A 24,228-nucleotide genomic window follows, 5' to 3' on the forward strand; every position below is an offset into this window, starting at 1 on the left:
GAGGGGGGAGACTGCGCCTGTGACGACACCTTTCACCCACATGTACGCGACAGGTCCGGTGTGCTGTCCCGGGTCGGCAGGTCCGGTGCGCCGCCCCATGTCGGCCGCTCGGACGCGGCGTACAGCCGGGTCTGCCTCATGACCGCCGTCGAGCGAGGGGCCGTCGCGTCCGTCACGCCCGACCGGTTGCCGGCACTGCGGCGCCGTATCTCGGCCGTGCTGATCGCGACGCAGATCCTGGGCGGGCTGGGCGTCGCCACCGGCATCGCCCTCGCGGCCGTCCTGGCGACGCAGGTCAGCGGCACCGAGTCACTGTCCGGGCTCGCACCCACCGCGACCGTGGCCGGTACGGCGGTGCTGTCGATGCCGCTGGCCGCGCTGATGACCGCGCGGGGGCGACGTCCAGGGCTCGTCCTGGCCTATCTCATCGGAGCCCTGGGCGCCGGTGTCACGGTGGTCGCGGCCGACATCGGGAGCTTTCCTCTGCTGCTCTGCGGGATGGCCGCTTTCGGCGCGGCTTCGTCGGCGAACCTCCAGGCGCGGTTCGCGGCCGCCGATCTGGCCGAGCCGGAGCGGCGGGCCCGTGCCATCTCCCTCGTCGTGTGGGCGACCACCATCGGCGCGGTCCTCGGCCCGAACATCGCCTCGCCCGCCGGTCGGAGCGTCACGGGCCTCGGGATACCCGCGGCGGCGGGTCCGTTCCTGTGGGCGGCCGGGATCTTCCTGATATCCGCGGTCGTGGTGGCCGTACTGCTGCGGCCGGACCCGCTGCTGACGGCGCGTGCGCTCGCACCGGCCGAGGAGCAGTCGCCCGCGGCCCGTTCACTGCGCGCCGGGATGGCAGCCGTGGCCGCCTCCCCGCGTGCGCGACTCGCGGTGGTAACCGTTGCCGTGGCGCACACGGCGATGGTGTCGGTGATGGCGATGACCCCGGTCGACCTCGCCCACCACGGCGCGGGCATCGATCTGATCGGGCTGGTCATCAGCGGGCACATCGCCGGCATGTACGCGTTCGCGCCGCTCATGGGGCGGTTGTCGGACCGGCTGGGGCGGCTGTCCGGGATCGGGCTCGCGGTGGGACTGCTGGCGTGCGCGGTGTTCCTCGCCGGTACGGCGGGTGGCAGTCACGGGCAGACGGCCGTCGGGCTCTTCGTGCTGGGCCTCGGTTGGTCGGCGGGGCTCGTGTCCGGTTCCGCGCTGCTCACGGACTCCGTGCCGCAGCCCGCGCGGGCCGCCGCTCAGGGGCTGTCGGACCTCGTCATGAACGCCTCCGCGGGCGTCGGTGGCGCGGTCGCCGGCCTCGTGGTCGCCCAGGCGAGCTACGGCTGGCTGAACTTCACCGCCGCCTGCCTGCTGCTTCCGTTGGCGGCGCTGGTGCTGTTCACGCGGGGCAGACGGGCGGCCGACGTTCCGGCGGGCGACTGAGGTCAAGCCCTGGCTCGCCCGGCACACCCTGGGCGGACGAGGCCAGGTGTTTCCGGTCGCCGCCGGTTCCGGTGGCCGCGCGGAGGCTGGCCGGACCACGGCCGCGGCACCAGACTCCGCCATGCGCACAGCCGCTGGCATCCGACCGGCATCCGACAGACACGGAGCTGAAGGGACGGTGATCATGCATGCGCGGAAACAGGGCAGTGGCGTATCTCAAGCCGGGCACGGGGCGGGGAGTCAGGAGCATCGACCACCCGACGCTCATGCTTCAGGACAGACCCGGGCGGACGACCGCGCCCAAGGGGCAGGTCCTCGGACACGAGATCACCGGAGAGGTCGTCGAACACGGCTGATGGGGATCACGCGCGCGCGGTGCTCTCGGCATCCCAGGGCCGTACGTCACGGACGACCCCGCGGGATCGACGACGACGCCAGGTCCGGCACGCTGAAGGTGCGGCTCGGCCTCGGCCGGGCCAAGAGTCACCGCTCGACGATCGGGCAAGTACGTGCTGAGCCCGCATGGGGCGCTGGACGGCGTACGGCCGGTCTGACGTCACCGCAGGGGGGCCACGCACGCGTGCCCCCCCTCGCCGGCGTGCTAGTCGTAGTGCCGGGCCTCGAAGACGTTGCCGTCGGGGTCGCGGAAGTAGAAGCTGCGCCTGGCCTTGCCGCGGGCGCCGAAGGAGTCGTACGAGTAGTCCGACACGGGCACGTCGTGCTCCTCCAGGTGGGTGCGCAGCCCCTGGAAGTCGGCCTCCGGCAAGGACAGACAGACGTGATTGACCGGGTGCCCCGCGCTCCGGGCGGCACCGGGGAGCATCTTCATGCGCTCCGCCATGGCCATCGGCATGAGGTCGAGGATGGTCTCCTCGTTGACGCGCACCGAGGGAAACGGCGCCTCGCCCGCGGTGAACTCGCTGAGCCTGATGGGCGCCATGCCGAGTGTCTTCTCGTAGAACTCGGCCGAGGCGGCCGGGTCGCTCACCCATAGGACCACGTGGTCGAGACGTGTCGTGTTGTCGGTCATGCGTCCAAGGCTGGTGTCGTCCCCCACAGGCCGCAAGGGTTTGACCGGGCGTGCCGCCCGCCAGAGATGAGGGAAGACCGAACGACAGGAGGCAGGCGCGTGGTGCTGATGGTGTCCGAAGAAGTGCGGGAGGCGATCAACGCGCGTCAACCCGTGGTGGCCCTGGAGTCCACGATCATCGCGCACGGGCTGCCCCGCCCGCGCAATCTGCAGGTGGCGCTGGAGCTGGAGGACGTCGTACGGCAGGAGGGCGCCGTTCCCGCGACGATCGCCGTGCTGGACGGGCGGCCCCATGTCGGACTGGACAAGGAGCAGCTGGAGCGGATCGCGAACGAGGACGGGATCCGCAAGCTGGGGCACCGTGATCTGCCGCTCGCGGTGGCCTCCGGGGCGAGCGGGGCGACCACGGTGTCGGCGACGGCTCTGCTGGCGGCCCTCGCGGGCGTACGGGTGTTCGCGACGGGCGGGCTCGGCGGCGTGCACCGGCAGTGGACGGTGACGCAGGACGAGTCGGCCGACCTGGGGCTGCTGGCGCGCACGCGGATCACGGTGGTGTGCGCCGGCGTGAAGTCGATCCTGGATGTCCCGGCGACCCTGCAGCGGCTGGAGACCCTCGGCGTCGCGGTCGCCGGCTACCGCACGGAGCACTTCCCCGGCTTCTATCTGTCCGACTCGGGGCATCCGGTGGACTGGACGCTTCAGTCACCCCAGGAGGCGGCCGAGGTGATGCGCGCTCAGGACGCGCTCGACGGGCCGGAGTCGGCGCTGATCGTCGCCAATCCGGTGCCCGAGGCGGAGCAGTTGGATCCCGAGCTGCACGCGCGTGTGCTCGCCGACGCGCTGGACGCGTGCGAGGAGCGGGGCATCACCGGTCAGGCGGTCACGCCGTTCCTGCTGGACTACTTGGTACGGCACACGGAGGGTGCCTCGCTGAGCGCCAATCTCGCGGCGGTGCGCGGCAACGTACGGCTGGCAGGGCGGATCGCGGCGGCCTGGGCCGGGGCGTGAGCGAGCCGGGGAACGGGCCGGGGCGCGGCGACGCGGGGGACGGGCCCGTCCCGGCCGGCGAGCGCGGCGGCGCGCTGCTGGTCGTCGGGGACGTGGTGACGGACGTCATCGCCCGGCACCGGGGGCCGCTCGCCTCGGGCACGGACACGGCCGCGGCCATCCGGACGGTGCCGGGCGGCGCGGGCGCCAATGTGGCCTGCTGGGCCGCGCATTGGGGCGGTGCAGAGGTGCGGCTGCTGGGGCGGGTCGGTACGGACGCGGCAGCGTGGCACGAGCGGGCGCTGACCGCGAGCGGAGTACGGCCCCTTCTCGTCGTGGATCCGCAGGCGCCGACCGGGACGGTGATCTGCCTGGTCGACACGGACGCCGCTGCCGAGCGGACGTTCCTCACCGACAGCGGAGCGTCCCTGCGGCTCGACCCCGACGACTGGTCGGACGCGCTGCTCGACGGTGTCGCCCGCCTGCACCTCTCGGGCTACCTGCTGTTCTCCGAGCCGAGCCGGGCCCTGGTGGCGGTGGCTCTGGCGTCGGCACGCGCGCATGGTGTGCCGGTGAGCCTGGATCCGGCGTCGGCCGGTTTCCTCGTGGAGCTGGGCGTCGACCGTTTCCTGGCACTGGTGGAAGGCGTGGACGTCCTGCTGCCCAGCCGAGATGAGGCATGCCTGCTCACGGGGTTGTCCGACGCGGCGGACGCGGCGGCCAAGCTGAGCCGTCACGTGCCGTTGGTGGTCGCCAAGCAGGGCGCGGACGGTGCGCTGGTGGCCCGGTCCGGCGCCGTGCGCGCCCACGTCCCCGCCGCGCCGGCGACGCCGAGGGACACAACGGGGGCCGGCGACGCCTTCACGGGCGCCTTCCTCGCGGCCCTGCTCGCGGGCGCCGGGCCCGAGGATGCGGCGCGGGAGGGCTGCCGGGCCGGTGCGCTGGCGGTGAACCGGGTGGGTGGAAGGCCACCTACGGCGAAGTGACGATGACCGGCTTCCGCCCACCCCGCTGAATCCACGTCAACTCTCGCTCCACACTTACGCCTTGCGGCCCCACGCCGAGATCATCGGGGCAGTGGCCAGGTCCATGTCACCAGCGGCGACGTTGGCGAGGTGGCGGTCGATGTCCTCGTCGGTGGCGAGGCCCTCGGTGACGAGCTGGTCGCGGATCTGGCGGACGGTGGCGGACTCCAGGGCGGTGCAGGCGGGCGAGGCGACCGGGAAGTACGCCTCGGCCTCCACCCGCCGCAGACCTGCCTCACGGAGCAGACGCGGAAGCCTGCGGCCGTAGGAGAGGTCGGCGCCACGTTTGGCCAGCAGTGTGCGGAAGCCGTTGCGGAGGCGGTTCGCGAGCTGCTGTTCGGGGCCGTACTCGTCGGGGCAGAGCAGGGGCTGCAGAGCGGGGTCGGCGTCCTCGATCAGAAGTCGGCCGCCGGGGCGCAGGGCGCTGATCATCGAGCTCAACGCCCGTTCGCGGTCCGGCACATGCACGAGCACAAGCCGTGCGTGCACAAGGTCGAACCCCTCCCCCGGCGGCTCGTCCGCACCCACGTCGTGGACGCGGACCTCGACCGGCGGACGGGCGGCCGGGGTGAGCCGTGAGGTGTCGATGTCGGTCGCGACGACCCGTCCGGTCGGGCCGACCTTCTTGGCCAGCCAGGACACCACGGAGGTGCCGCCGGCGCCCACCTCCCAGCAGAGCCAGCCGGGTCCGACGCCGAGCCGTTCTAGGTGTCGGAACGTCGTGGGGTCGAAGAGGGTGGCGAAGGCGTCGAAGCGCTCGCCCGCCTCGCCCTGCCGATTGCCGAGGAGATACCCGTGGGTTCGCGTCATGATGCGATCATCCCAGTTGCCCGGCTTGTCCGGAGGGGGCGACGCTCGGCAGGACGGCCTCGAATTCGGCAGGACGGCCCTGAATCCGGTACGGCCGCCCCTCCCCAGTGGCGACGCCGACGCGGACTCTTCATCCACAGCCGGGAACAAAGCGGAACCACCTGCTCCCACAGGCTTACCCACGTCTCACACCCACCTGGCAAACTGGCGGACCACGGCGCAGAGATGCGGCGCACCGCGAGCGAGCCGAAGGGGCTGGAGTGCCCCGGAGGCGAGTCGCACATCAATGGGGAGATCCACGCAAGGAGATCCAGATGTCCATGGCAGGGAATCTGCGGAAGGTCACGGGCCTCAGCAAGGTCGGCGGCCTCCGCAAGGTGGCACGGCTGACTCGACGGCGCCCCCGCGTCGACCTCAGCCATCCCGCCAGGTCCCCGCTGGGCTCCTCGGTGGTGAACTGCGTGACGTACCGGGACGGCGTGCGGGTCCCGGAGAGCGGCGACCTGGTCGACGTCGTACAGAAGGTGCGCAAACGCGGCGCCGGGTTCGTCTGGCTCGGCCTCCATGAGCCAACGGACCAGGAGTTCGCGGGCATCGCCGAGCTGTTCGCCCTGCATCCGCTGGCCGTCGAGGACGCGGTCGAGGCGCATCAGCGGCCGAAGCTGGAGCGCTACGACGAGACGCTGTTCGCGGTGTTCAAGACGGTCTGCTACGTCGAGCACGAGGAACTCACGGCGACGAGCGAGGTCGTGAACACCGGCGAGATCATGGTGTTCGTCGGCCGGGACTTCGTGATCACGGTGCGGCACGGGCGGCACGGCTCGCTGGGCCCGTTGCGCGAGGAACTGGAGTCGAGCCCCGAGCAGCTCGCCAAGGGCCCCGCGGCGGTGCTGCACGCGATCGCGGACCATGTGGTCGACGACTATCTGAGCGTCACCGACTCGGTGCAGGAGGACATCGACCAGGTCGAGACGGACGTGTTCGCGGAGAACGGCGCGCGGGCCGACCCGGGGCGGATCTACCAGCTCAAGCGGGAACTCCTCGAACTGAAGCGGGCCGTGGTTCCACTGAGTCGCCCGCTCGAGGAACTGGCCACGCGGCCCATCCGGGTGGTCGAGCCGGAGATACAGGCCTACTTCCGCGACGTCTCGGACCATCTGCTGCGCGCCAAGGAGCAGATAGCGGCCTTCGACGAACTGCTGAACTCGATCCTGCAGGCGCACCTGGCACAGGTCACGGTCGCGCAGAACGAGGACATGCGGAAGATCACGGCATGGGCCGCGATCGTCGCCATACCGACGATGGTGTGCGGGCTGTACGGGATGAACTTCGACTACATGCCGGAGCTGCGCTGGACGTACGGCTATCCGCTGGTCGTAGGCGTGATATCCGTCGCGTGTGTGGCGCTGTACCGCGGCTTCCGGCGCAACGGATGGCTCTGACGCTTCCTTGGGCCGACCGCCGGCCGACTGCGGCGCGTCCCCGTCCGGCACGGTCGGCCGGACGGAGACGGCACAGGACGTGAGGGGACGTGCGCCGGGTCAGTGCGTCGTCGGTGCCGTGGTCCTGGCGTAGACGCTCTCGGCCCAGTGGGCGACCTCGTTCTCCGGCAGGTTCCGGGCCAGGTCGGCCTCGCTGATCATGCCGACCAGGCGCTTGTTCTCGATCACGGGGAGCCGGCGGATCTGGTGCTCCTTCATCTCCCGGAGCACGTCGCTGATGTCGGCGTTGGCGTCGATCCAGCGGGGGGTGCCGTGGGCCATCTCACCGGCGGTGACCTTGCTCGGGTCGCGTCCCACGGCCACGCAGCCGATGACGATGTCGCGGTCGGTGAGGATGCCGCAGAGCCGTTCGTTCTGGTCGCTGATGGGCAGGGCACCGACGCCCAGCTCGCGCATGAGCTGGGCAGCGCGGTCCAGGGTCTCGTGGGCCGGGATCCACTGGGCACCACGGTGCATGATGTCTCCGGCAGTGGTCATGGAGTACCTCCCGATGCCGGACGGCCGGCGCGGCGCACGACGCACCGCTAGTCCCGGCGCCCTTCATTCTCGCCGTGCCACCCGGCACCCGCACCCGGAGCCGAGCGGTACGGCCCCGGCAGCGGGCGGCGCTCAGGCCGAGAAGCCCACGATCTTCCGCGGGACGACGCGGATGATCACGCGGGTCTCGTCGTCCTTCTCGGCGGGCGGGTCGATGCCGAGGTACTTGTGCGAGAGCTCGAAGGGGAGCCGCTTGGCGTCGTCCGGAAGTATCTCGGCGGTGCCGCGGATCTCGACCGAGGTGTAGGGGTTGGCAAGGTCGTAGACCGAGACGCTGATGCGGGGGTCGCGGCGGAGGTTGCGCACCTTCTGGCGGGCGTCGACGGAGGAGAAGAGCACGGTGTCGCCCTCGCGCTTGATCCAGACCACCGAGTTCTGCGGGGCGCCGTCGGGGTCGAGGGTGGCCACGCTGGCGAAGTTTTTGCCGTCGAGCAGGGAGCGGACGGAGTCGTCGAAGGAGATCGGATCACTCGTGGAGGTCGTCATGGGGACAGAGTAATTAAATGCACGTGCATATAGAACTGGTTTTGCCGACTCCGGCTCAACTGCTCAAGCACGCAAGCGCGCAAGCGCTCCCCCTCAAGGATCAACCGCTCCACGCCGGGTGTCGCGGATCGTCGGCGCGTACCAGGACGTCCGCCGTACCGGCGGGGTCGGTCTCGTAGTCGTAGCGCTCGAAGGCGGGGAGGGTCCAGTGCTCGGTCTCGGGGGTACGGCGGCGCAGGGCACCGGGCGAGAGGAGGACGTGGACAGTCAGGTCGAAGGGGAACCAGTGACGCAGCAGGAGGGGGCCGTGCAGCAACAGGACGCCGCCAGGCGGGAGTTGGACGTAGGAGCTGCGGGTGGCTCGGTCGGTGACCGGGTCCCACAGGTCGGGCAGGACGCGACCGTCACCGCCCGGTTCGAGGGGGCCGAAGACCTCTCGCCACAGGGCGCCGGTGTCGAACCAGCCGTCGTAGTAGGCGTCCACGTCCTGGTGGCCGTACTCCAGGCGGACCGAGGCGGGGCGCAGGAAACCCTCCGCGCCGACGGCGAGCGAGGGCCGGCCGCGCATGCGCAGCGCCTCCCCGACGCGCTCGGCGAGGTCGCCCGGGCGGGCCGCCGGGGCACCGTCGAACGCGATACGCGGCCAAGGGCTGCCATCGGCCGGCTTCAGGTCGAGCAGCCGCTCGGCCAGCAGGTCGCCGAGCCGGTCCCAGGTGATCGCTTCGAGTCGCACACGGCCCATGATGCGACACGGCGCGGCACGGGTGCGGCGCGCTCCGCGCCCTCGCCATCGTCGCCGTCGCCGTCGCCGTCGCCAACGCTGACCAGACGGCTCCTCTGCCCCGGTCAGGGAGTTCCCCAGGCCTGCCCCGAGGGGAATGAACCCCGTATGGCGCCCCTCGCAACTCCCCCGCCCCGTACCGGCCTTCTCGTGATCCAGCCCCTCAAGCGGCGGCAGTGTGCGGAGTGTCATGCGGGACCGTTGCAGATGCTCGTGCTGGAGGAGGGTGCGCCGCGGTGTCTCGACTGTTCCGACCTCGGGCATCTGGTGTTTCTGCCGCGCGGCGACACGGCGTTGACACGTCGGTCACGGGAGGAGAGTGCGCTGTCGGCGGTGGTCGTGCGGTTCAACCGACGCAGGAGCCGTTATGAGCGGCAGGGCGTCCTCGTCGAGGAGGCGGGACTCGCTCGCGCCGAGGAGCGGTGCCTGGCGGACGCGGAGGCACGCCGGCGGCGCCGGGTGCGGGACGCCCGGCGTCGGGCGCGGGAGGACGTGCGGTTCGCGGAGGCGTTCGCGGGTGAGATACGGCGGCTGTTCCCGGGGTGTCCGGCGGACCGGGCGCAGGACATAGCCGCGCATGCGTCGGTGCGGGGCAGTGGACGGGTGGGGAGGAGTGCGGCGGGGCAGGCGTTGTCCGAGGCGGCGGTGACGTCGGCGGTCATGGCGTCCGTACGGCATATGGACACGCCGTACGACCAGCTGCTGATGAGCGGGGTGCCGCGCCACGAGGCTCGGCGCCGGATCGCGGCGGCGGTGGAGACGACGTTGCGGGGGTGGCGGGCGGAGGTGTCGGGGGTCGGCTGAAAGTGCCGACGGAGTCAGGAACAGCCGAGCCGATGCCGCCGCGGCGGGGCCCGGGAGGCAAACCGCCAGTAGACAAACCGCTGGGGGCGAACCGCCCCCTACCCAGCGCCCTCCCTCAAGGCGCGACGTTCACCGCAGCACCCGTCTGCGCCCCGCTGGACGCTCGCGTATGTGCTCGCGCCGCTCGGCCATGGTCACTGATCTCGTGCACGTTTTCACTGGTAGTGATGGAGGGAGCCGGGCAGGATCCCGGCGGGATACGGGAGTTGACGTTGACATGATTGATGGACCGTACTTCGTACTGATCGTGATCGGCGTGGTCGGGACCGGTCTCGTGGCCGGAGTCTTCTGCGCTTTCTCGACCTTCGTGATGCGTGGGCTCGCCGCGCTGCCGCCCGCGCAGGGCGTGGCCGCGATGAAGGCGATCAACGTGACGGCGTTGATGCCGGCGTTCATGCTCGTGTTCGTCGGGTCGGCGGTGCTGTGCGCGGTGATCGCCGTGGTGACGTTCGTGCTCTGGCCGGACGAGGGAACGGTGGAGCTGCTGCTGGGTAGTGCGCTGTATCTGTTCGGCTCGTTCGGGGTGACCATGGTGGCGAACGTGCCGCGCAACGAGGCGCTGCTCAAGCTGGAGGCGGGCACTCAGGAGGCGGCCGCCTACTGGCCGACGTACGTGCGCGAGTGGACGGCGTGGAACCACGTCCGCACGGTCGCGTCCGCCGCCGCGACGCTGTGCTACGTGCTGTCCCTCAGCTGACCCGTTGCTCTCCGGACCCCCGTGGTGACCCTCGTAGCGACCCCCATAGCGACCCCCGTGGCGACCGCCGGAGAAAGCGCTGTCCCCCTACTCTGCGCACGTGGTCCGTGAGACGTATCGTTGCCGGAAGAGTGCCGCCCGATGACGCACGGCTCCCACACGTCACACGCGCACGCAAGGAAGACGGCCATGGCCGATCCCAAGGGTTTCATGACCACCCCCCGCCAGGACTGGCCGCGCCGGCCCGTCGAGGAGCGGGCCAAGGACTGGGACGAGGTGTACGTCCCCGGGGCATTGCTGCCCATCATCAGCAAGCAGGCCGACCGCTGCATGGACTGCGGCATACCCTTCTGCCACGACGCCTGTCCGCTGGGCAATCTGATCCCCGAGTGGAACGACCTGGTGTCGCGGGAGGACTGGCGGGCGGCCGCCGACCGGCTGCACGCGACGAACAACTTCCCCGAGTTCACGGGGCGGTTGTGTCCGGCGCCGTGCGAGGCGGGGTGCGTGCTGGCGATCAATCAGCCGGCCGTCACCATCAAGAACGTCGAGTGCGCGATCGCCGACCGGGCCTGGGAAGAGGGTTTCGCGCCCCCGAGGGCGCCGGACCGGCTGTCCGGGCGCACGGTCGCGGTGATCGGCTCGGGGCCCACCGGGCTCGCGGCGGCGCAGCAGCTGACCCGGGCGGGGCACACGGTCGCCGTGTACGAGAAGGACGACCGGATCGGCGGGCTGATGCGGTACGGCATCCCCGAGTTCAAGATGGAGAAGCACCATCTGGAGCGCCGGATCGAGCAGATGCAGGCCGAGGGGACGAAGTTCCGTACGTCGACGGTGGTCGGGCGGGACATCGGGGCCGCCGAGCTGCGGTCGCGCTACGACGCCGTGGTGATCGCCACGGGAGCCACGGCCTGGCGTGAACTCCCCCTCGCGGGGCGGGAGTTGAGCGGCATCCATCAGGCGATGGAGTATCTGCCGCTGGCCAACCGGGTGTGCGAGGGGGATCTGGAGACGTCCCCCATGTCCGCCGCCGGGAAGCATGTCGTCATCGTCGGCGGTGGGGACACGGGGGCCGACTGTCTGGGCACCGCCGTGCGGGAGGGTGCCGCGTCCGTGACGCAGTTGGACATCTACGCCCAGCCGGGCGCCGAGCGGGACGAGGACGCCGAGCCCTGGCCGACGTACCCGAAGATCTACCGTCTGTCGGCCGCGCACGAGGAGGCGCGCGATCTTCAGACGGCGCCCGCGGCGGACGCGGACGCGCGACTGTTCGCGGCGTCCACGCTCCACTTCACGGGAGACGCCGACGGACACGTACAGTCGCTGCACCTGACCGAGGTGGACGCGCAGCGCAGCCCGATGCCGGGCACCGAGCGGACGCTGCCGGCCGACCTCGTACTGCTCGCCCTCGGCTTCACCGGGCCCGACCGGGAAGACGGGCTGATCGACCAGCTGGGGCTGGAGCTGGAGCCTCGCGGCACGATCACCCGGGATGCCGGGTTCGCCACGAACGTCCCCGGTGTGTTCGCCGCAGGGGATGCCGCCCGGGGGCAGTCGCTCATCGTGTGGGCGATCGCCGAGGGGCGGGCGGTGGCAGCGGCCGTCGACCGTTACCTGACGGGAAGTTCACGGCTGCCGTCGCCGATCTCGCCGTACGACCGCCCCATGACTGTCTGACGCGGCAGCGGCAGCGGCAGCGGCAGTGATCGCGGGTGCGAGAAGCGGGCCCTAACGCCGCTCGTCCGTCACCGCCACCTTCCCCGTCGCCAGCGCCACCCTGTTCCACGTGTTGATCGTGAGGATCAGGGCCAGTACGTGCGCCAGTTCCCCTTCGTCGAAGTGGGCTGCGGCCTGGGCGTAGACCTCGTCGGAGACCCCGCCGTCGGCCACCAGGGTCACCGCTTCCGTCAGGGCCAGGGCGGCCTGTTCCTTCTCGGTGAAGAAGTGGCGGGCCTCGCGCCAGACGGCGACCATGTGCAGCCGGTCCTCGCTCTCGCCGGCCTTGCGGGCGTCGTTGGTGTGCATGTGAAGGCAGTAGGCGCAGTGGTTGAGGTGCGAGGCGCGGATCTGGATCAGTTCGACGAGCGCCGGGTCCAGGCCCTCACGGGCGGCGGCGTCGAAGCCCACGATGGCGCGGAAGGCCTTCGGGGCGGACTTCGCGAAGTCGAGGCGGGTGCGGGCGGCCTCGGCCTCGTTGATGGTCTCGGCGATGGACGCTACGGGCTTGGTGTCGATCGTGTTCGTCGTCATGTGAATCAACCTACGGGCCAAAAAGACCGGTTGTAGGGTGCATTTCCATGGCGAAATTGTGGGTCAATTCCGCGGAGCGGATCGGTGCCGACCTGCACCTGGATCTGTCCAGCTCATCCGAGCTGTCCGGGTCAGCCGGGCCACCCGGGTCATCCGGGCCGGGCAGGCCGGGCGGGCACCGGGCCGCGCTGATCCGTGCGCTGCGCGAGGCCGTGCGCAGCGGGCGGCTGGCGCCCGGCACCCGGCTGCCGCCGTACCGCTCGCTCGCCGCCGACCTGGGGGTAGCCCGCAACACCGTGGCCGATGCGTACGCGGAGCTGGTGGCCGAGGGCTGGCTCACCGCCCGCCAGGGCTCGGGGACGAGGGTGGCCGAGCGCGCCCAACCCCTGCGCGCCGAGCGTGTGCCCCGTAAGGCACCTCCACGCGCGCGTGGACCTCGGCACGACCTTCGGCAGGGCACGCCGGACGCGTCGGCGTTCCCGCGCGCTGCCTGGCTGGCCTCCTATCGGCGGGCCCTCCAGCAGGCGCCGAACGAGGTCTTCGGGCCCGGTGATCCCGCCGGGCGCGTGGAACTGCGGGAGGCGCTCACCGAGTACCTGGCACGCGCGCGTGGCGTGCGTACCGAGCCAGGCCGGATCGTGATCTGCTCCGGCTTCGCGCACGCCCTGCGGCTGCTGTTCGGGCAGGACAGGGGCGGGGGCGGGGGCGGCGGTGTGCTGCGCGGTCCGCTGGCCGTGGAGGCGTACGGGCTGGGCTTCCACCGGGAACTCCTCGCCGCCGCGGGCGTGCGGACCGTACCGCTCCCCCTCGACGAGGACGGCGCACGCGTCGACCGGCTGGTGCGCGAGCGTGCCGTACTGCTCACGCCCGCGCACCAGTTCCCGACCGGCGGCCCGCTGCACCCCGAGCGCCGCGCCGCCGTGATCGACTGGGCACGCGCGCGTGGGGGCGTGGTTCTGGAGGACGACTACGACGGGGAGTTCCGCTACGACCGCAAACCCGTCGGCGCCGTCCAGGGGCTCGATCCCGAGCGAGTGATCTTCATCGGCTCGGTCAGCAAGAGCCTGTCGCCGGCGGTACGGCTCGGCTGGATGGTCCTGCCCGAGCGGTACGTCGACGACGTGCTCGCGGCCAAGGGCGAGCGCGAGGCGTGGGCGAGCACCCTTGACCAGCTGAGCCTCGCCGACTTCATGGCCCGCGGGGCATACGACCGTCATGTCCGGCGGATGCGACAGCGGTACCGGAGCCGCCGCGACCGCCTCGTCGCGGCGCTCGCCACGCACGCGCCGCACGTCGAGGTCACCGGTGTCGCCGCCGGACTGCACGCGGTGCTGCGGCTGCCGCCCGGCACCGAGCGGTCCACGGTCAAGGCTGCCACCTGGCAGGGCATCGCCCTGGACGGCCTCGCCGAGTTCCGACATCCGGACGCCACGGAGACGGCCATGCCGATCCGTGACGGCATCGTCGTCGGATACGCGACACCCTCGGAGCACGCCTACGGGGCCGCGCTGGAGGCACTGTGCGGGGTGCTACCGCCGGGCGAAGGCCACTGAATCTGGATATATCTCTCATTACAGGCATACGGTCGCATTCTGAGTTGTTCTCGCATGTGTCCGAAAGATGACTTCCGGGCTACATGTATCCGAACAGGAGTGGGATCATCGGAGCAGGAGGCGTGTAGTCGTCGTACCCGGACCCGGGACGGCAGCGGCTCGCCCCCATCCTTCGTTCCGTCGTCAGGCGCAGGGCCACCCCAGCGCGTCCCCCCTGTTGGCGGTCGGTCCTGGAGGGTGTTCGATGACGACGCTCGATGAACGTCACGGAGAAGGTGCGCGCGACGGGGACGAACTCCGGGACGACGTCACGCCGGGCAAGGCCGAGACGTACGGCCCGGCCATGGCCCCGCTGGACCGGCCCGGCAGCGCGCTTCCCGGACTGATGGGGTCCAAGGCCGCGAACCTCGCCCGCGCGGCCCGCGCCGGGCTGCCCGTGCTCCCCGGCTTCGTGATACCGCACCAGGCAGTACGCGACACCGTCGCCCTGCGGCGCGCCTGGGACGAGCTCTCCGACGGCGGCACCCGCCCGCTCGTCGTACGGTCCTCCTCGCCGCAGGAGGACACCGAGGAGTCGTCCCTGGCCGGTCAGTTCGCCTCGGTTCTCGACGTGCGTGGCTGGCGGGACTTTCGTAGGGCCGTACAGACCGTGCTCGACTCGGCACACCGGTCCGACGGGTCCACGGCACCGATGGCGGTGCTGGTGCAGCCCATGCTCACGGCACGGGTCGGCGGGGTGATGTTCGGTGCCGACCCGGTGGCGGGGCGGGCCGACCGGATGCTGGTCAGCGCGGTGCGCGGCGGGCCGGACAGCCTGGTCAGTGGGGCGCAGGCCGGCACCGACTACTGGCTGAGCGGGCACGGACGGCTCCTGCGGACGGAGACTTCGGACGGCCCGACGGAGCCCTCCGGCGGTCCGCCGGCCGAGCCCTCAGGCGGCCTGCGAGCCTCGTCCGAGGGGGGCGGCTCGTTGCTCACGCGCGTCGAGCTGTTCCGGCTGGCGCGGCTGGCGCGGCAGGTCCGTCGGGTCTTCGGCGGGCCGCAGGACATCGAGTTCGGGTTCGACGCGGACGGGCGGTTGTGGCTGTTCCAGAGCCGGCCGATCACCGCGATGACGGCTCGGCCGGCACGCGGGGCGCGCCTGCTCGGGCCCGGTCCGGTGGCGGAGACGCTGCCGGAACAGTTGGCGCCGCTGGAGGAGGACCTGTGGGTGGCGCCGATGGCCCGTGGGCTCGCCGCCGCGCTCGACATCGGGGGCAGCGCGCCGCGCCGGCTGCTGAACTCCGTGCCGGTGGTCACGACGGTCACCGGCCGCGCCGCCGCCGATCTGCGGCTCCTGGGTGCCGTGCCGCCGCGGCACCGGTGGCTCGCGCTGCTCAACCCGGCGCCGGGAGCGCGCCGGCTCACCGCGGCCTGGCGGGTGGGCCGCCTCGCGTCCGCGCTGCCCGGCCTGGCGACCGACCTCGCCGCGGACGTCGACCGCCGCCTCGCCGAGATCCCGTCGCCCACCGGGCTCTCCGGCTCGGCCCTGGCCACGGAGCTCCGCTGGGCCCGCCGGGTCCTGGTCTCCCTGCACGCCCAGGAGGCCCTCGCGGGAGCCCTCCTCGACGAACCGCCCAAGAGCCGCACCGCGGCCGGCACGGCCCTGGCCGCCCTGGCCGAGGCCCGCGCCCTGGGCATCCCCGACGACCAGGTGGTCGCCACGGACCCGGTGATCCTGACCCTCACCGCCCCGCGCCTGCGCGGACGGGGGCGACTGCCGGGCGTTACGGCGACGGCAATGGCGGCACCGGCGACGACCGCCTCCGACCAGGCGGCACCGGCCGCCCCGAGCCAGGTCGAACCGACCCCGGCCCTCAAAGCGAACGGCACCGCCCGCCCCGAGCGGTCACAGCGAGGCACCCCCACGAGCGCGGCCTTCGCCATCTACGCCGCCCCACACGCAGCATCAGCCACAGCCACCCACACCACTCCCCACTCGATAACCGCCGCCCTCTCCCGCCCCTTGACCCCACACCCCACCGCGCCCACCAGCTCCACCACCCCCCACTCCCCCTCCTTCACCGCCCTCCCACCCCGAGAAGCCCTCCGCCTCCGCATCCGCTGGGTGCAGGAACTGCAGGTGCGGCTCGTGCGGGAGGTGGCGCGGCGACTGGGGGTCGGCATGGAGCGTGTCGGGCTGTTGCGGTGGGCGGAGCTGGCCGCCCTGCTGGACGGTGGGACCCTGCCCGACGACCTCCACGCGCGCGTGCCGCAGGCCCAGTCACCGCCGTTGCCGGACGCCTTCCGGCTCGCGGACGGTCAGGTCGTCGTCGCCGAACGGAAAGACGGCCGGGGCGACGGTGTACGGGGCGTGTCAGCGGGGCGCGTCGTCGGAACCGTGTGGGACGGGACGGGCCCTCGGCCGACGGACGCCGTCCTGGTCGTGCGCACCCTGGACCCCGCGCTCGCCCCGTTGCTGCCCGGCCTCACCGGCCTGGTCGCCCAGACCGGCAGCCCGTTGTCCCATCTGGCCGTTCTGGCAAGGGAGTTCGGGCTCCCCGCGGTCGTCGGCGCCACCGACGCCGTACGCCGCTTCCCGCCCGGTTCCCGGCTCACCGTCGACGGAACGGCAGGTGACGTACGACTGGGGGACGCGCCATGAGGAAGATCGCGTACGTCTTCGGAGCGCTGGTCGCCACCGGCGCGGGCACCTACCTGGTCGTCTATCTGTACCGCTGGCAGTGGCAGCGGGCGATGATCTGCGGGGTGCTGCTGCTGGTCGTCGAGGTGATGCTGTTGGGCCTGGCGACGCTGGGGCGGCTGAACCGGATCGAGCAGCGGCTGCGCGACACCGACCGGCGGCAGCGGGAGCTGGACGCCCGCCAGGAGGACGTACTGACGCGGCTGCGCGAGCCGGCCGCGGCGCGGGAGGAGAGGCGGTTCCGGTGGCTGGAGGACCCGGCGGACCGGGCGTACGTCTTCGTGCCGGTCCTCATGGTGGCCGGCGTAGTGCTGTCCGGGCTCGCCTGGGTGGTGCAGAAGGTCGCGTCGGCCACGGCGAAACCCGCCGAGCGGCGCCTGGCCGGGCGGCTGGCCGTGCTCGCCGCACCCGACCCCGCAGCGCCGGAGGACCTGGAGGATCTGGAGGACCTGCCACCGGTGGCCGGTGGCACCTCCCGGGGCCGTACCGCACGTCTCACCACCGTCACCCTCGTCGGCGCCGCCCTGGTCGCCGCGCTGGTCGTGGGGCTCGCCGATCTCACCCAGACCAGGAAGGAAGAGGCCAACGAGAACAAGGCGACCTCCGTGGTCGTCCAGATCGAGCTGCGGGGCACGGACATGTCGTCCGACGGGAAGGCTCTGGCCGCACAGCAGATCTGGGAGAGCTGCCGGCACTCCACGGCCGCACCGCTGCGGCACGCCAGCCTGGGCGACCTGGGGGACGGCACGTACGCCGGGGTCGTACGGCCCGCCCTCACCGAGCACGACCTCATGCGGCTGCGCGGCTGCCTGGAGGACGCGACCCTGGAGCGCGCCCACCTCACGGTGCTCGGCGTCGGCGACGCGGAGGCGGACGAGGGCTGACCGCGCCCCACGCACCGTGACCGACCAGCTCGCGCCCCGTGCCCCACGCACCGTGACCGTCCGACTGCGTGCACCGAGTAATTGAACATGCCAAGTGAGACTAATCGCACAAAACGGACTTATCACCCAGTTGATCACAAACCCCGGGTTACGATTCCAACGACCCCGTCCCCTAGCCCCCCGGGTCGCCCATGGCTGTCCTCACCGCAACCCTGCCCTCCCCCGCTCTCCACAAGCGCCCCCTGTCACGGCGCGCCCTACGGATCCTCCTCGGCATCGTCATCGGCTACATCGCCCTGTGGGCAGCCGGCGCCGGCAGCATCCTGGGGCTGTCGTACCTGGCCCGCGAGGAGACCTCGGCGCCGGCCGGGACGCGCTCCGTCCAGGGCGTGAACCACTTCCAGCCGGTGGACAGCAGCGGTCGGCTGTGGCGCGGCTCCGCCCCCTCCCCTGCCGGTTACCGGGCACTGGCGAGCATGGGCATCACCACCGTCGTCGACCTGCGCGCCGAGCACATGAGCGCGACCGAGCTGGCCGAACCGGGCAAGGCCGGGCTGAAGACCGTACGCCTGCCGATCCGTGACGGGCAGACGCCGTCGCCCCAGCAGGTGCAGCGCTTCCTCGGCGTCGTCTCGTCGGCGTCCGGCCCGGTGTTCGTGCACTGCGGCGCGGGTGTCGGCCGCACGGGCGCGATGGTCGCTGCGTACCTCGTGAAGACCGGTGAGGAGTCGCCGTCGCAGGCGGTCCGACGCAACCTCGCGGTCGGCCCGCCGTCGATCGAGCAGATCTACTACGGGCTGAACCTCAGCCCGGCCAAGGTGGAGCAGCCCCCGCTGCCGGTGGTGGCCCTCAGCCGCCTGGTGGACGCTCCGCGGCGCATGATGTCGTACCTGTAAGAAGAACGACCCCGTAGGAAGAACTACGGCTTGCGCCCCACCGCCCCGTACCCGGGGATGACCCCGTCATCCTGCCCGGGTACGGGCTCACCCAGTTCGGGGTGCCAGTGGTGCGGCACCGCGACGCCGGGCTCGACGAGTTCGAGGCCGTCGAAGAAGCGGGTGAACTCCTCGCGGGAGCGCAGGGCCAGGGTGACGCCGGCCGCCTTGAGTTTCTCGGTCGCCGCCTTCGACTCCTCGGGAGTGAAGTCGGCGCTCGCGTGGGTCACCACCAGGTAGCTGCCGGAGGGGAGTTCGGACAGCAGCCGGCTCACCAGCTCGTGCGCGCCGTCCTCGTCGGAGACGAAGTGCAGCAGCGCGACGAGGGAAAGGGCCACCGGACGGCTGAAGTCCAGGACCTTCTTCGCGCCTTCGACGATGGCGTCGGGGTCGCGCACATCGGCCTGCAGGTACTCGGTCGTACCGTCGTCCGTACCGCGCAGCAGGGCCGCCGCGTGGGCCAGCACGATGGGGTCGTTGTCGCAGTAGACGACGCGCGCGTCGGGGGCGATCCGCTGGGCGATCTGATGGAGGTTCGGCTCGGTCGGGATTCCGGTGCCGATGTCCAGGAACTGGCGCACGCCACTCTTGGCGAGCCAGCGGGTGGCGCGGTGCATGAACGCGCGGTTGACCCGCGCCATCACCGGGACGCGCGGGTCGAGGGCGAGCATCTGCTTCCCCATGGCCTCGTCGACGGGGTAGTTGTCCTTGCCGCCGAGATACCAGTCGTACATCCGCGCGGGATGCGGCTTGCTGGTGTCGATCTCGATCATGGGGCACTCCGTAAAACGCAATGGATTATCAACTAAGCACCAAGTAAAGGAAGTTGTGCGAGAGACAGGCAAGTGGCTCAGGAAAGGAGGAAGTCCGCCTCCCCCGCCTTGGCGCCCTCGATGAACGCCGTCATCTCGTCCGTGGTGTAGATCAGCGCCGGACCGTCCGGATCGGTCGACTGACGCACGGCGATCCGGCCGTCGGCGAGCTTCATCGCCTCCAGACAGTTGCCGCCGTTGCCGCCGCTCCACGGTTTGTGCCAGCCCTCGCTGCCCAAGTCCCGCGCGGGCATGCCGTTGTAGACGTGTATGCGCGGCTTGATGCGATCCATTCACAGCTCCTTGCGGAGATCCCGGAGGATCCCCTTCGTGCGATGTGCCGTAGCGGCCTGCGCCGCCATGCGGTCCATGACCTCGAGATGGGTCGCCACCTCGGTGCGCGCGTCGAGGTAGACGGCGCCGGTCAGGTACTCGCTGTAGACCATGTCCGGCAGTTCTGACATGGCAAATCGGAACAGCACGAAAGGCCCGTACGTGCCGGGGTGCGGCCCGTTCGCGAACGGCGCCACCTGCAGCGTCACGTTGGGCAGCTTCGTGGCCTCGAGCAGCCGGTCGAGCTGGGCACGCATCACCTCCGGGCCGCCGACCTGGCGGCGCAGCGCGGTCTCGTCCATCACGACCCACAGCCGGGGCGCGTCCTCACGGGTGAGCAGTTGCTGGCGCTGCATGCGCAGGGCGACATGGCGCTCGATGTCGTCGGGGCTGGTCTGGCCGATGGCGCCCGACCTCATCACTGCGCGCGCGTAGTCCTCGGTCTGCAACAGGCCGGGCACGAAGTGGGGTTCGTAGGACCGGATGAGGCCGGCGGCGCCCTCCAGGCTGACGTACATCGAGAACCAGCCGGGCAGGATGTCGTGGAACCGCTGCCACCAGCCGGGTTTGTTGGCCTCCTCGGCCAGTTGCACAAAGCCGTCGGCCTCCGCGTCGGAGACGCCGTAGGCCTTCAGGAGCAGTTGGAGGTACGGGATCTTGAGCGCGACCTCGGCCATCTCCATACGGCGGACCGTGGCGGGGGCGACGCGGAGGATACGGGCGGCCTCCTCACGCTTGAGTCCGGCGCGCTCCCGCAGGTCCAACAGGCGCCGACCGAGGACGACCTGACCGACCGTCGGCGCGGACCGTGGCTCACTCACGCTCCACCTCCACGAATGAGTACCGACAGGCCGATTGAATCCCGATGAATCCCGACAGGCCGACGGCGCCATTCGAAGACCTATTCGAAGACCCCGGTGAACCAGTGAACCGGTGGATCCTCGGCGATCCCAACTGGCGCCGCTCGACATGCTGTTGCGAGCAGTGTGCCACGGCCTTCCACCGCGTCACACAGCACTCTGCAATTTTCAGAGTGACACTTGCCAAGTGTTCACGGCGGGGCGATAGTGGCAAGCGTGATTCCGTCCCCGCCCTTAGGAACAGACGCCGCGGCCCCCCACGGTCTCGGTGCCGCCCCGGCAGTCGGGCCCCAGCGGGGTGCCGCCGCCGAGCGCCGGTTCCGCTTCGAACTGGCCGCGCATCCGGGTTCTCCCGCGCAGGCCAGACGTCTGACCCGGGCTCGGCTGAACGGCTGGGCGGTATGCGAGGACACCTGCGACACGGCGACTCTGGTCGTGTCCGAGCTGGTCACCAACGCGATCGTGCACACCGCGAGCGAGCACATCGTGTGTGAGCTGCGCGATGGTGCCGAGCTGGTACGCATAGCCGTGCGCGACGAAGGGTGCGCGCCGGGTGAGCCCCATCCGTTGGCGGCGCGACCCGAGGAGGAGCACGGGAGGGGACTGCTTCTCATCGACGCCCTCTGCCACGCCTGGGGGACCCAGGAGCAGGGGGCCGGGCTGGTCGTCTGGGCGGATCTGCGGCGCGCCGCCGGGTTCCCGGACACCGCCCATGGGGACACTGGGCCGCACAACGACCTCGGGTGGGGGTCCCGGCCCAAGCCGGGTCCAGCCGGGGGTTCGGGCGACGAGGACGAAGCGCAGGCGCGGCACGGTGGGGGAACGGGGTCCGCATGGCTGTGAGCGGCGCGTCCGGCGGTGGTCAGGTGCTGAGCCTGGACTCGCTGGTCCGGCTCCGCCGCGGTATGCGCTCCGCTGCTGTTCCTCGGCGGCTGCCCTTTCCCGACGGCATGACGGCGCCGCTGGGCTGCGACGCGGTGGCTGTTCCCGCGCGCTTCGGGCCGCTGGTCCTGCCGCGACTGCCTCGCGTGGGGTGCGTGTACGCCGACGACGTGCACTGGTGGTGGATTGTGCCGTCCGACTCCGACTACGCGCTGGAGTGGCCGGCGGCTGTGCGGTACACGACGGGGGCGGTGGTGCTGGACACCCCTAGGCTGATTCATCGGCCGTCCGGGACGGTTCCTTATACGCCGCCGATTCCTTTGTATGTGGCGTTGTGCCGGGTGACGGGGACCACGCCTACGTGGTCTCGGCAGATCAGCGCGTGACTGAAACGGGCGTACGCCCGCGCATACCCCCCGCCCCCATTCGCGCCCTCCCCCGAACGCCCCCACCCCGCCATAGTGGCCCTCCGCCACGAGGGCGGTCGGGGGAGGGGCTAGCGTGGGAAAGAAGCGCGGTGCTGGTGGAGCCGGGGTTTCTGAGTCGGAGCGGCTGCTCTTCGGGGGTCCCCTGCGGTACGACATGGGGTGGAATCAGCATCGGGACGCCTTTCTGGAGCTGAGCTTGCGGGCCATGGTGACGCGGCTGCCGTCGCTGTTGGCGTCGAGTTTCCGGCTCGCCTGGCAGGCCGACCGGCGGGCCGCGCGGACCGTGCTGGTGGCCGAGGTGGGGCGAGGGCTGGGACAGGCGGTCGGGCTGCTCGCCGTGAACAGTGTGCTGGGGCGGCTGATCGGGGGCGGGGCGCTGGAGGAGCGGTTACGGGGTGCCGTCCCCGCGCTCGTCGCGATGGCCGTCGTGATGGTGGTCTCGACGTTGCTGCGGGCCGCTTCGACGTATGCGACCGGGCGCCTGGAGCCCAAGGTCGAGCGGGTGGCGACCGAGCTGTATCTGGAGCGGGCGGCGGCCGTGGAGCTGGCCGCGATCGAGGACCACGCCTTCCACAAGCTGCTGGACACCGCGCAGTACGGCGCCGGGTCCGCCCGCCGCATGATCGCGTACAGCACGCGCGTCGTGAACGCGGCCATCTCGCTGATCGCCGCGGCCGGCGTGCTCACCGTGCTGCACCCCGCCCTGCTCCCCCTCCTCGCCACCATGACGCTGCCCAGCGCCTGGAGCGCCCTGACCAACGCACGGCGGCGTTACGAGTCCTTCCACACCTGGGTGCAGCACTCCCGCGCGGGCCATCTGATCAGCGGGCTGCTGACGGAGCCCGCTGCCGCGCCCGAGATCCGGGTGCACGGCGTCGGGCCGTTCCTGCTGCGCCACTACCGGGCCATGTCGGAGACGGCGGAGGCGGAGCAGGCGCGGCTGGCCCGGCTGGCGGCGCGTACGGGGCTCATCGCGGCGGCGTGGACGGGGCTCGCGACCGTCGCGACGTACGCGACGCTGGGCGGGCTGCTGCTCGCCGACGCGATGGCGCTCTCGGTGGCGGGCACGGCCGTCATCGCCATCCGCACCGGTTCTTCGAGCCTCGACACCCTCGTCCTGGAGGTCAACGCCCTCCACGAGGAGGCCCTCTTCGTGGGCGATCTGCAGCGGCTGTACGTCGAGGCGGCCGAACGGGCGATTCCGGTCGGTGGGGCCGCCCTGCCGGAAGACCCGCGGGAGGTCCGCTTCGAGAACGTCACCTTCAGCTACCCCGGCGAATCCGCCCGCCCCGCCCTCGACGACGTCACGCTCACCCTCCCCCTCGGCCGGATCGTCGCGCTGGTCGGCGAGAACGGCTCCGGCAAGACGACCCTGGTGAAGCTGCTGGCGGGCCTGTACGTCCCGGACCGGGGCCGGATCCTGTGGGACGGCGTCGACGCGGCCGGCGCCGACCGGCACCAACTCGCCGAGCGCATCGCGATGGTGGCCCAGGACTTCAAGCGCTGGCCGTTCACCGCCCGGGTCAATGTGGCCGTCGGACGCTCCTCCGCGCCCCTCACCGAGGAACGTCTGGCCGCCTCGCTCGCCGAGGCCGGGGCCGAGGACGTGGTCGCCGATCTGCCGCGTGGCCTGGACACCCTGCTGGCCCGCCACTTCAGCGGCGGGCACGAGCTGTCCGGCGGTCAGTGGCAGCGGCTCGGGATCGCCCGGGCCGCCTACCGGCGCGGCCACATCCTGATCGTGGACGAGCCGACCGCGGCCCTGGACGCGCGGGCCGAGCTGGAGGTCTTCGAGAAGATCCGCGCGCTGGCCTCCGCCGGGCAGACGGTCGTCCTCATCACCCACCGGCTGGCGTCCGTACGCCATGCCGATCTGGTGCACGTCCTCGACCAGGGGCGGCTGGTGGAGTCCGGCACGCCCGACGAACTGCTGGCCACCGGCGGTGTCTACGCCGAGCTGTACTCGCTCCAGGCGGAGCAGTTCACGACACGGGTGCCCGCCCCGAAGGCGGGCTGATCAGCACGAGGGCCCGGCAGGGAGCGCCCCGGCCCTCATGTCACGTGTCACGCGGCGGCGTCAGCCGCGAGGTCACCACGGACGATCACCAGGAACGCGTCCGTCGCGAGGTCCATGACGACCTCGGCGTCCAGACCCTCCATGCGCCGCGCGTGTGCGAACTCCTCCGCGGGCCACGATCCCCGCGGCCCGCCCGCGGGAAAGCGTTCGAGCACTGTTCGCCCGTTCACCATCCTGCACCTCCAGTAAGCGTCGTACTTGTAGGAGTTAACGCCTGCCGGAGGTGAAACGCCTCGCCCGGTGACGGGACTGAGACGTAGTTGACACTCGTTCACCGCGATGTGTGAGCGACCGCTCACTCTCGATGATCAGCCACTACGCCCCGTGTCACTCGCCGTACTCATCGTGATCACGGATCGGTGAGGGCCGTCGGCGAAGCCGACGGAC

The 24,228-nt window shown here is 71.5% G+C and carries 25 protein-coding genes; 15 read left to right on the forward strand and 10 right to left on the reverse strand.

The window, feature by feature from the left end; translation table 11 throughout:
- Positions 1–138 precede the first annotated feature (138 nt).
- Together PBV52_RS11070 and PBV52_RS11075 are read left to right on the forward strand one after the other, a co-directional pair.
- A complete protein-coding gene (locus tag PBV52_RS11070) occupies positions 139–1,425 on the forward strand; it encodes an MFS transporter (protein ID WP_274238141.1) in 1,287 nt (428 codons plus the stop codon).
- Positions 1,426–1,613: 188 nt separating this feature from the next.
- The gene (locus tag PBV52_RS11075; protein ID WP_274238142.1) at positions 1,614–1,781 is read left to right on the forward strand and encodes a hypothetical protein; all 168 of its coding nucleotides are present in this window, start codon (positions 1,614–1,616) and stop codon (positions 1,779–1,781) included.
- A 245-nt stretch (positions 1,782–2,026) separates the two neighbouring features.
- Here the strand turns inward: PBV52_RS11075 and PBV52_RS11080 are convergent, their stop codons facing one another.
- Complete coding sequence (locus tag PBV52_RS11080; RefSeq protein WP_274238143.1) at positions 2,027–2,455, reverse strand: VOC family protein; 429 nt, start codon at positions 2,453–2,455, stop codon at positions 2,027–2,029.
- Positions 2,456–2,554: 99 nt separating this feature from the next.
- Here PBV52_RS11080 and PBV52_RS11085 point away from each other — a divergent pair, with 99 nt between their 5' ends.
- Together PBV52_RS11085 and PBV52_RS11090 are read left to right on the forward strand one after the other, a co-directional pair.
- On the forward strand, positions 2,555–3,463 hold the full coding sequence (locus PBV52_RS11085) for a pseudouridine-5'-phosphate glycosidase (protein ID WP_274238144.1): 909 nt from the start codon (positions 2,555–2,557) through the stop codon (positions 3,461–3,463).
- The gene (locus PBV52_RS11090) at positions 3,460–4,428 is read left to right on the forward strand and encodes a carbohydrate kinase family protein (protein WP_373921846.1); all 969 of its coding nucleotides are present in this window, start codon (positions 3,460–3,462) and stop codon (positions 4,426–4,428) included. Before PBV52_RS11085 ends, PBV52_RS11090 begins: the two co-directional genes overlap by 4 nt.
- Positions 4,429–4,482: 54 nt before the next feature.
- On the opposite strand, the gene PBV52_RS11095 is transcribed toward PBV52_RS11090, so the two are convergent.
- Positions 4,483–5,277: a methyltransferase gene (locus PBV52_RS11095; protein ID WP_274238145.1), complete on the reverse strand. Its 795-nt coding sequence runs from the start codon at positions 5,275–5,277 to the stop codon at positions 4,483–4,485.
- A gap of 314 nt (positions 5,278–5,591) precedes the next feature.
- Between PBV52_RS11095 and PBV52_RS11100 the strand changes: the two genes are divergently transcribed.
- Positions 5,592–6,719, forward strand: coding sequence for a magnesium and cobalt transport protein CorA (locus PBV52_RS11100; protein ID WP_274238146.1), 1,128 nt, complete (start codon positions 5,592–5,594; stop codon positions 6,717–6,719).
- 99 nt (positions 6,720–6,818) lie between these two features.
- Here PBV52_RS11100 and PBV52_RS11105 read toward each other — a convergent pair whose 3' ends face one another.
- The 3 genes from PBV52_RS11105 to PBV52_RS11115 all read right to left on the reverse strand — a co-directional run bounded on the left by PBV52_RS11105 (position 6,819) and on the right by PBV52_RS11115 (position 8,535).
- Positions 6,819–7,256, reverse strand: a complete 438-nt coding sequence (locus PBV52_RS11105) for a CBS domain-containing protein (RefSeq protein ID WP_274238147.1) — start codon at positions 7,254–7,256, stop codon at positions 6,819–6,821.
- Between the two features lie 132 nt (positions 7,257–7,388).
- Positions 7,389–7,802 (reverse strand): PPOX class F420-dependent oxidoreductase, encoded by a 414-nt coding sequence (locus PBV52_RS11110; protein ID WP_274238148.1) that lies wholly within the window; start codon positions 7,800–7,802, stop codon positions 7,389–7,391.
- A gap of 100 nt (positions 7,803–7,902) precedes the next feature.
- Positions 7,903–8,535, reverse strand: a complete 633-nt coding sequence (locus tag PBV52_RS11115; RefSeq protein ID WP_274238149.1) for a uridine kinase — start codon at positions 8,533–8,535, stop codon at positions 7,903–7,905.
- A gap of 156 nt (positions 8,536–8,691) precedes the next feature.
- Here PBV52_RS11115 and PBV52_RS11120 point away from each other — a divergent pair, with 156 nt between their 5' ends.
- From PBV52_RS11120 to PBV52_RS11130, 3 genes are all read left to right on the forward strand, one after another.
- Positions 8,692–9,387, forward strand: a complete 696-nt coding sequence (locus PBV52_RS11120; protein WP_274238150.1) for a DUF2293 domain-containing protein — start codon at positions 8,692–8,694, stop codon at positions 9,385–9,387.
- Between the two features lie 277 nt (positions 9,388–9,664).
- Positions 9,665–10,144, forward strand: coding sequence for a DUF1772 domain-containing protein (locus PBV52_RS11125; RefSeq protein ID WP_274238151.1), 480 nt, complete (start codon positions 9,665–9,667; stop codon positions 10,142–10,144).
- 189 nt (positions 10,145–10,333) lie between these two features.
- Complete coding sequence (locus PBV52_RS11130; protein ID WP_274238152.1) at positions 10,334–11,821, forward strand: glutamate synthase subunit beta; 1,488 nt, start codon at positions 10,334–10,336, stop codon at positions 11,819–11,821.
- A 51-nt stretch (positions 11,822–11,872) separates the two neighbouring features.
- Here the strand turns inward: PBV52_RS11130 and PBV52_RS11135 are convergent, their stop codons facing one another.
- Positions 11,873–12,394, reverse strand: a complete 522-nt coding sequence (locus PBV52_RS11135; protein ID WP_274238153.1) for a carboxymuconolactone decarboxylase family protein — start codon at positions 12,392–12,394, stop codon at positions 11,873–11,875.
- A gap of 47 nt (positions 12,395–12,441) precedes the next feature.
- On the opposite strand from PBV52_RS11135, the gene PBV52_RS11140 reads away from it, so the two are divergent.
- The 4 genes from PBV52_RS11140 to PBV52_RS11155 all read left to right on the forward strand — a co-directional run bounded on the left by PBV52_RS11140 (position 12,442) and on the right by PBV52_RS11155 (position 18,410).
- Entirely contained in the window at positions 12,442–13,947 is a 1,506-nt protein-coding gene (locus PBV52_RS11140; protein WP_274238154.1) for a PLP-dependent aminotransferase family protein, read from the forward strand.
- A gap of 244 nt (positions 13,948–14,191) precedes the next feature.
- Positions 14,192–16,591, forward strand: a complete 2,400-nt coding sequence (locus tag PBV52_RS11145; RefSeq protein WP_274238155.1) for a PEP/pyruvate-binding domain-containing protein — start codon at positions 14,192–14,194, stop codon at positions 16,589–16,591.
- Positions 16,588–17,514 carry a hypothetical protein gene (locus tag PBV52_RS11150; RefSeq protein ID WP_274238156.1) on the forward strand — a complete coding sequence of 309 codons (927 nt, stop codon included), beginning with the start codon at positions 16,588–16,590 and terminating at the stop codon, positions 17,512–17,514. The genes PBV52_RS11145 and PBV52_RS11150 overlap by 4 nt, the downstream gene beginning before the upstream one ends.
- 191 nt (positions 17,515–17,705) lie before the next feature.
- Positions 17,706–18,410: a dual specificity protein phosphatase family protein gene (locus tag PBV52_RS11155; RefSeq protein WP_274238157.1), complete on the forward strand. Its 705-nt coding sequence runs from the start codon at positions 17,706–17,708 to the stop codon at positions 18,408–18,410.
- Positions 18,411–18,433: 23 nt separating this feature from the next.
- Here the strand turns inward: PBV52_RS11155 and PBV52_RS11160 are convergent, their stop codons facing one another.
- From PBV52_RS11160 to PBV52_RS11170, 3 genes are all read right to left on the reverse strand, one after another.
- A complete protein-coding gene (locus PBV52_RS11160; protein WP_274238158.1) occupies positions 18,434–19,222 on the reverse strand; it encodes an SAM-dependent methyltransferase in 789 nt (262 codons plus the stop codon).
- Between the two features lie 77 nt (positions 19,223–19,299).
- Positions 19,300–19,554: a DUF397 domain-containing protein gene (locus tag PBV52_RS11165; protein ID WP_062703874.1), complete on the reverse strand. Its 255-nt coding sequence runs from the start codon at positions 19,552–19,554 to the stop codon at positions 19,300–19,302.
- Positions 19,555–20,415 carry a helix-turn-helix transcriptional regulator gene (locus PBV52_RS11170; protein WP_274238159.1) on the reverse strand — a complete coding sequence of 287 codons (861 nt, stop codon included), beginning with the start codon at positions 20,413–20,415 and terminating at the stop codon, positions 19,555–19,557.
- Between the two features lie 246 nt (positions 20,416–20,661).
- Between PBV52_RS11170 and PBV52_RS11175 the strand changes: the two genes are divergently transcribed.
- From PBV52_RS11175 to PBV52_RS11185, 3 genes are all read left to right on the forward strand, one after another.
- Positions 20,662–21,297: an ATP-binding protein gene (locus PBV52_RS11175; RefSeq protein ID WP_274238160.1), complete on the forward strand. Its 636-nt coding sequence runs from the start codon at positions 20,662–20,664 to the stop codon at positions 21,295–21,297.
- Positions 21,288–21,722: a hypothetical protein gene (locus PBV52_RS11180; protein WP_274238161.1), complete on the forward strand. Its 435-nt coding sequence runs from the start codon at positions 21,288–21,290 to the stop codon at positions 21,720–21,722. The genes PBV52_RS11175 and PBV52_RS11180 overlap by 10 nt, the downstream gene beginning before the upstream one ends.
- Before the next feature lie 115 nt (positions 21,723–21,837).
- Positions 21,838–23,781, forward strand: coding sequence for an ABC transporter ATP-binding protein (locus PBV52_RS11185; RefSeq protein WP_274238162.1), 1,944 nt, complete (start codon positions 21,838–21,840; stop codon positions 23,779–23,781).
- Between the two features lie 47 nt (positions 23,782–23,828).
- Here PBV52_RS11185 and PBV52_RS11190 read toward each other — a convergent pair whose 3' ends face one another.
- On the reverse strand, positions 23,829–24,014 hold the full coding sequence (locus PBV52_RS11190; RefSeq protein WP_274238163.1) for a hypothetical protein: 186 nt from the start codon (positions 24,012–24,014) through the stop codon (positions 23,829–23,831).
- Positions 24,015–24,228 lie beyond the last annotated feature (214 nt).

The organism is Streptomyces sp. T12 (genome assembly GCF_028736035.1).
In the GTDB taxonomy this organism is placed as follows: Bacteria; Actinomycetota; Actinomycetes; order Streptomycetales; family Streptomycetaceae; genus Streptomyces.

Bases quoted from the DNA above. Each gene is read 5' to 3' on its own strand.
- PBV52_RS11105 (WP_274238147.1), bottom strand. From the start codon at position 7,256: ATGACCACTGCCGGAGACATCATGCACCGTGGTGCCCAGTGGATCCCG.
- PBV52_RS11140 (WP_274238154.1), top strand. From the start codon at position 12,442: ATGGCGAAATTGTGGGTCAATTCCGCGGAGCGGATCGGTGCCGACCTG.
- PBV52_RS11155 (WP_274238157.1), top strand. From the start codon at position 17,706: ATGGCTGTCCTCACCGCAACCCTGCCCTCCCCCGCTCTCCACAAGCGC.
- PBV52_RS11100 (WP_274238146.1), top strand. From the start codon at position 5,592: ATGTCCATGGCAGGGAATCTGCGGAAGGTCACGGGCCTCAGCAAGGTC.
- PBV52_RS11110 (WP_274238148.1), bottom strand. From the start codon at position 7,802: ATGACGACCTCCACGAGTGATCCGATCTCCTTCGACGACTCCGTCCGC.
- PBV52_RS11080 (WP_274238143.1), bottom strand. From the start codon at position 2,455: ATGACCGACAACACGACACGTCTCGACCACGTGGTCCTATGGGTGAGC.
- PBV52_RS11120 (WP_274238150.1), top strand. From the start codon at position 8,692: ATGGCGCCCCTCGCAACTCCCCCGCCCCGTACCGGCCTTCTCGTGATC.
- PBV52_RS11095 (WP_274238145.1), bottom strand. From the start codon at position 5,277: ATGACGCGAACCCACGGGTATCTCCTCGGCAATCGGCAGGGCGAGGCG.
- PBV52_RS11135 (WP_274238153.1), bottom strand. From the start codon at position 12,394: ATGACGACGAACACGATCGACACCAAGCCCGTAGCGTCCATCGCCGAG.
- PBV52_RS11190 (WP_274238163.1), bottom strand. From the start codon at position 24,014: ATGGTGAACGGGCGAACAGTGCTCGAACGCTTTCCCGCGGGCGGGCCG.
- PBV52_RS11180 (WP_274238161.1), top strand. From the start codon at position 21,288: ATGGCTGTGAGCGGCGCGTCCGGCGGTGGTCAGGTGCTGAGCCTGGAC.
- PBV52_RS11125 (WP_274238151.1), top strand. From the start codon at position 9,665: ATGATTGATGGACCGTACTTCGTACTGATCGTGATCGGCGTGGTCGGG.
- PBV52_RS11130 (WP_274238152.1), top strand. From the start codon at position 10,334: ATGGCCGATCCCAAGGGTTTCATGACCACCCCCCGCCAGGACTGGCCG.
- PBV52_RS11145 (WP_274238155.1), top strand. From the start codon at position 14,192: ATGACGACGCTCGATGAACGTCACGGAGAAGGTGCGCGCGACGGGGAC.
- PBV52_RS11160 (WP_274238158.1), bottom strand. From the start codon at position 19,222: ATGATCGAGATCGACACCAGCAAGCCGCATCCCGCGCGGATGTACGAC.
- PBV52_RS11075 (WP_274238142.1), top strand. From the start codon at position 1,614: ATGCGCGGAAACAGGGCAGTGGCGTATCTCAAGCCGGGCACGGGGCGG.
- PBV52_RS11165 (WP_062703874.1), bottom strand. From the start codon at position 19,554: ATGGATCGCATCAAGCCGCGCATACACGTCTACAACGGCATGCCCGCG.
- PBV52_RS11150 (WP_274238156.1), top strand. From the start codon at position 16,588: ATGAGGAAGATCGCGTACGTCTTCGGAGCGCTGGTCGCCACCGGCGCG.
- PBV52_RS11070 (WP_274238141.1), top strand. From the start codon at position 139: ATGACCGCCGTCGAGCGAGGGGCCGTCGCGTCCGTCACGCCCGACCGG.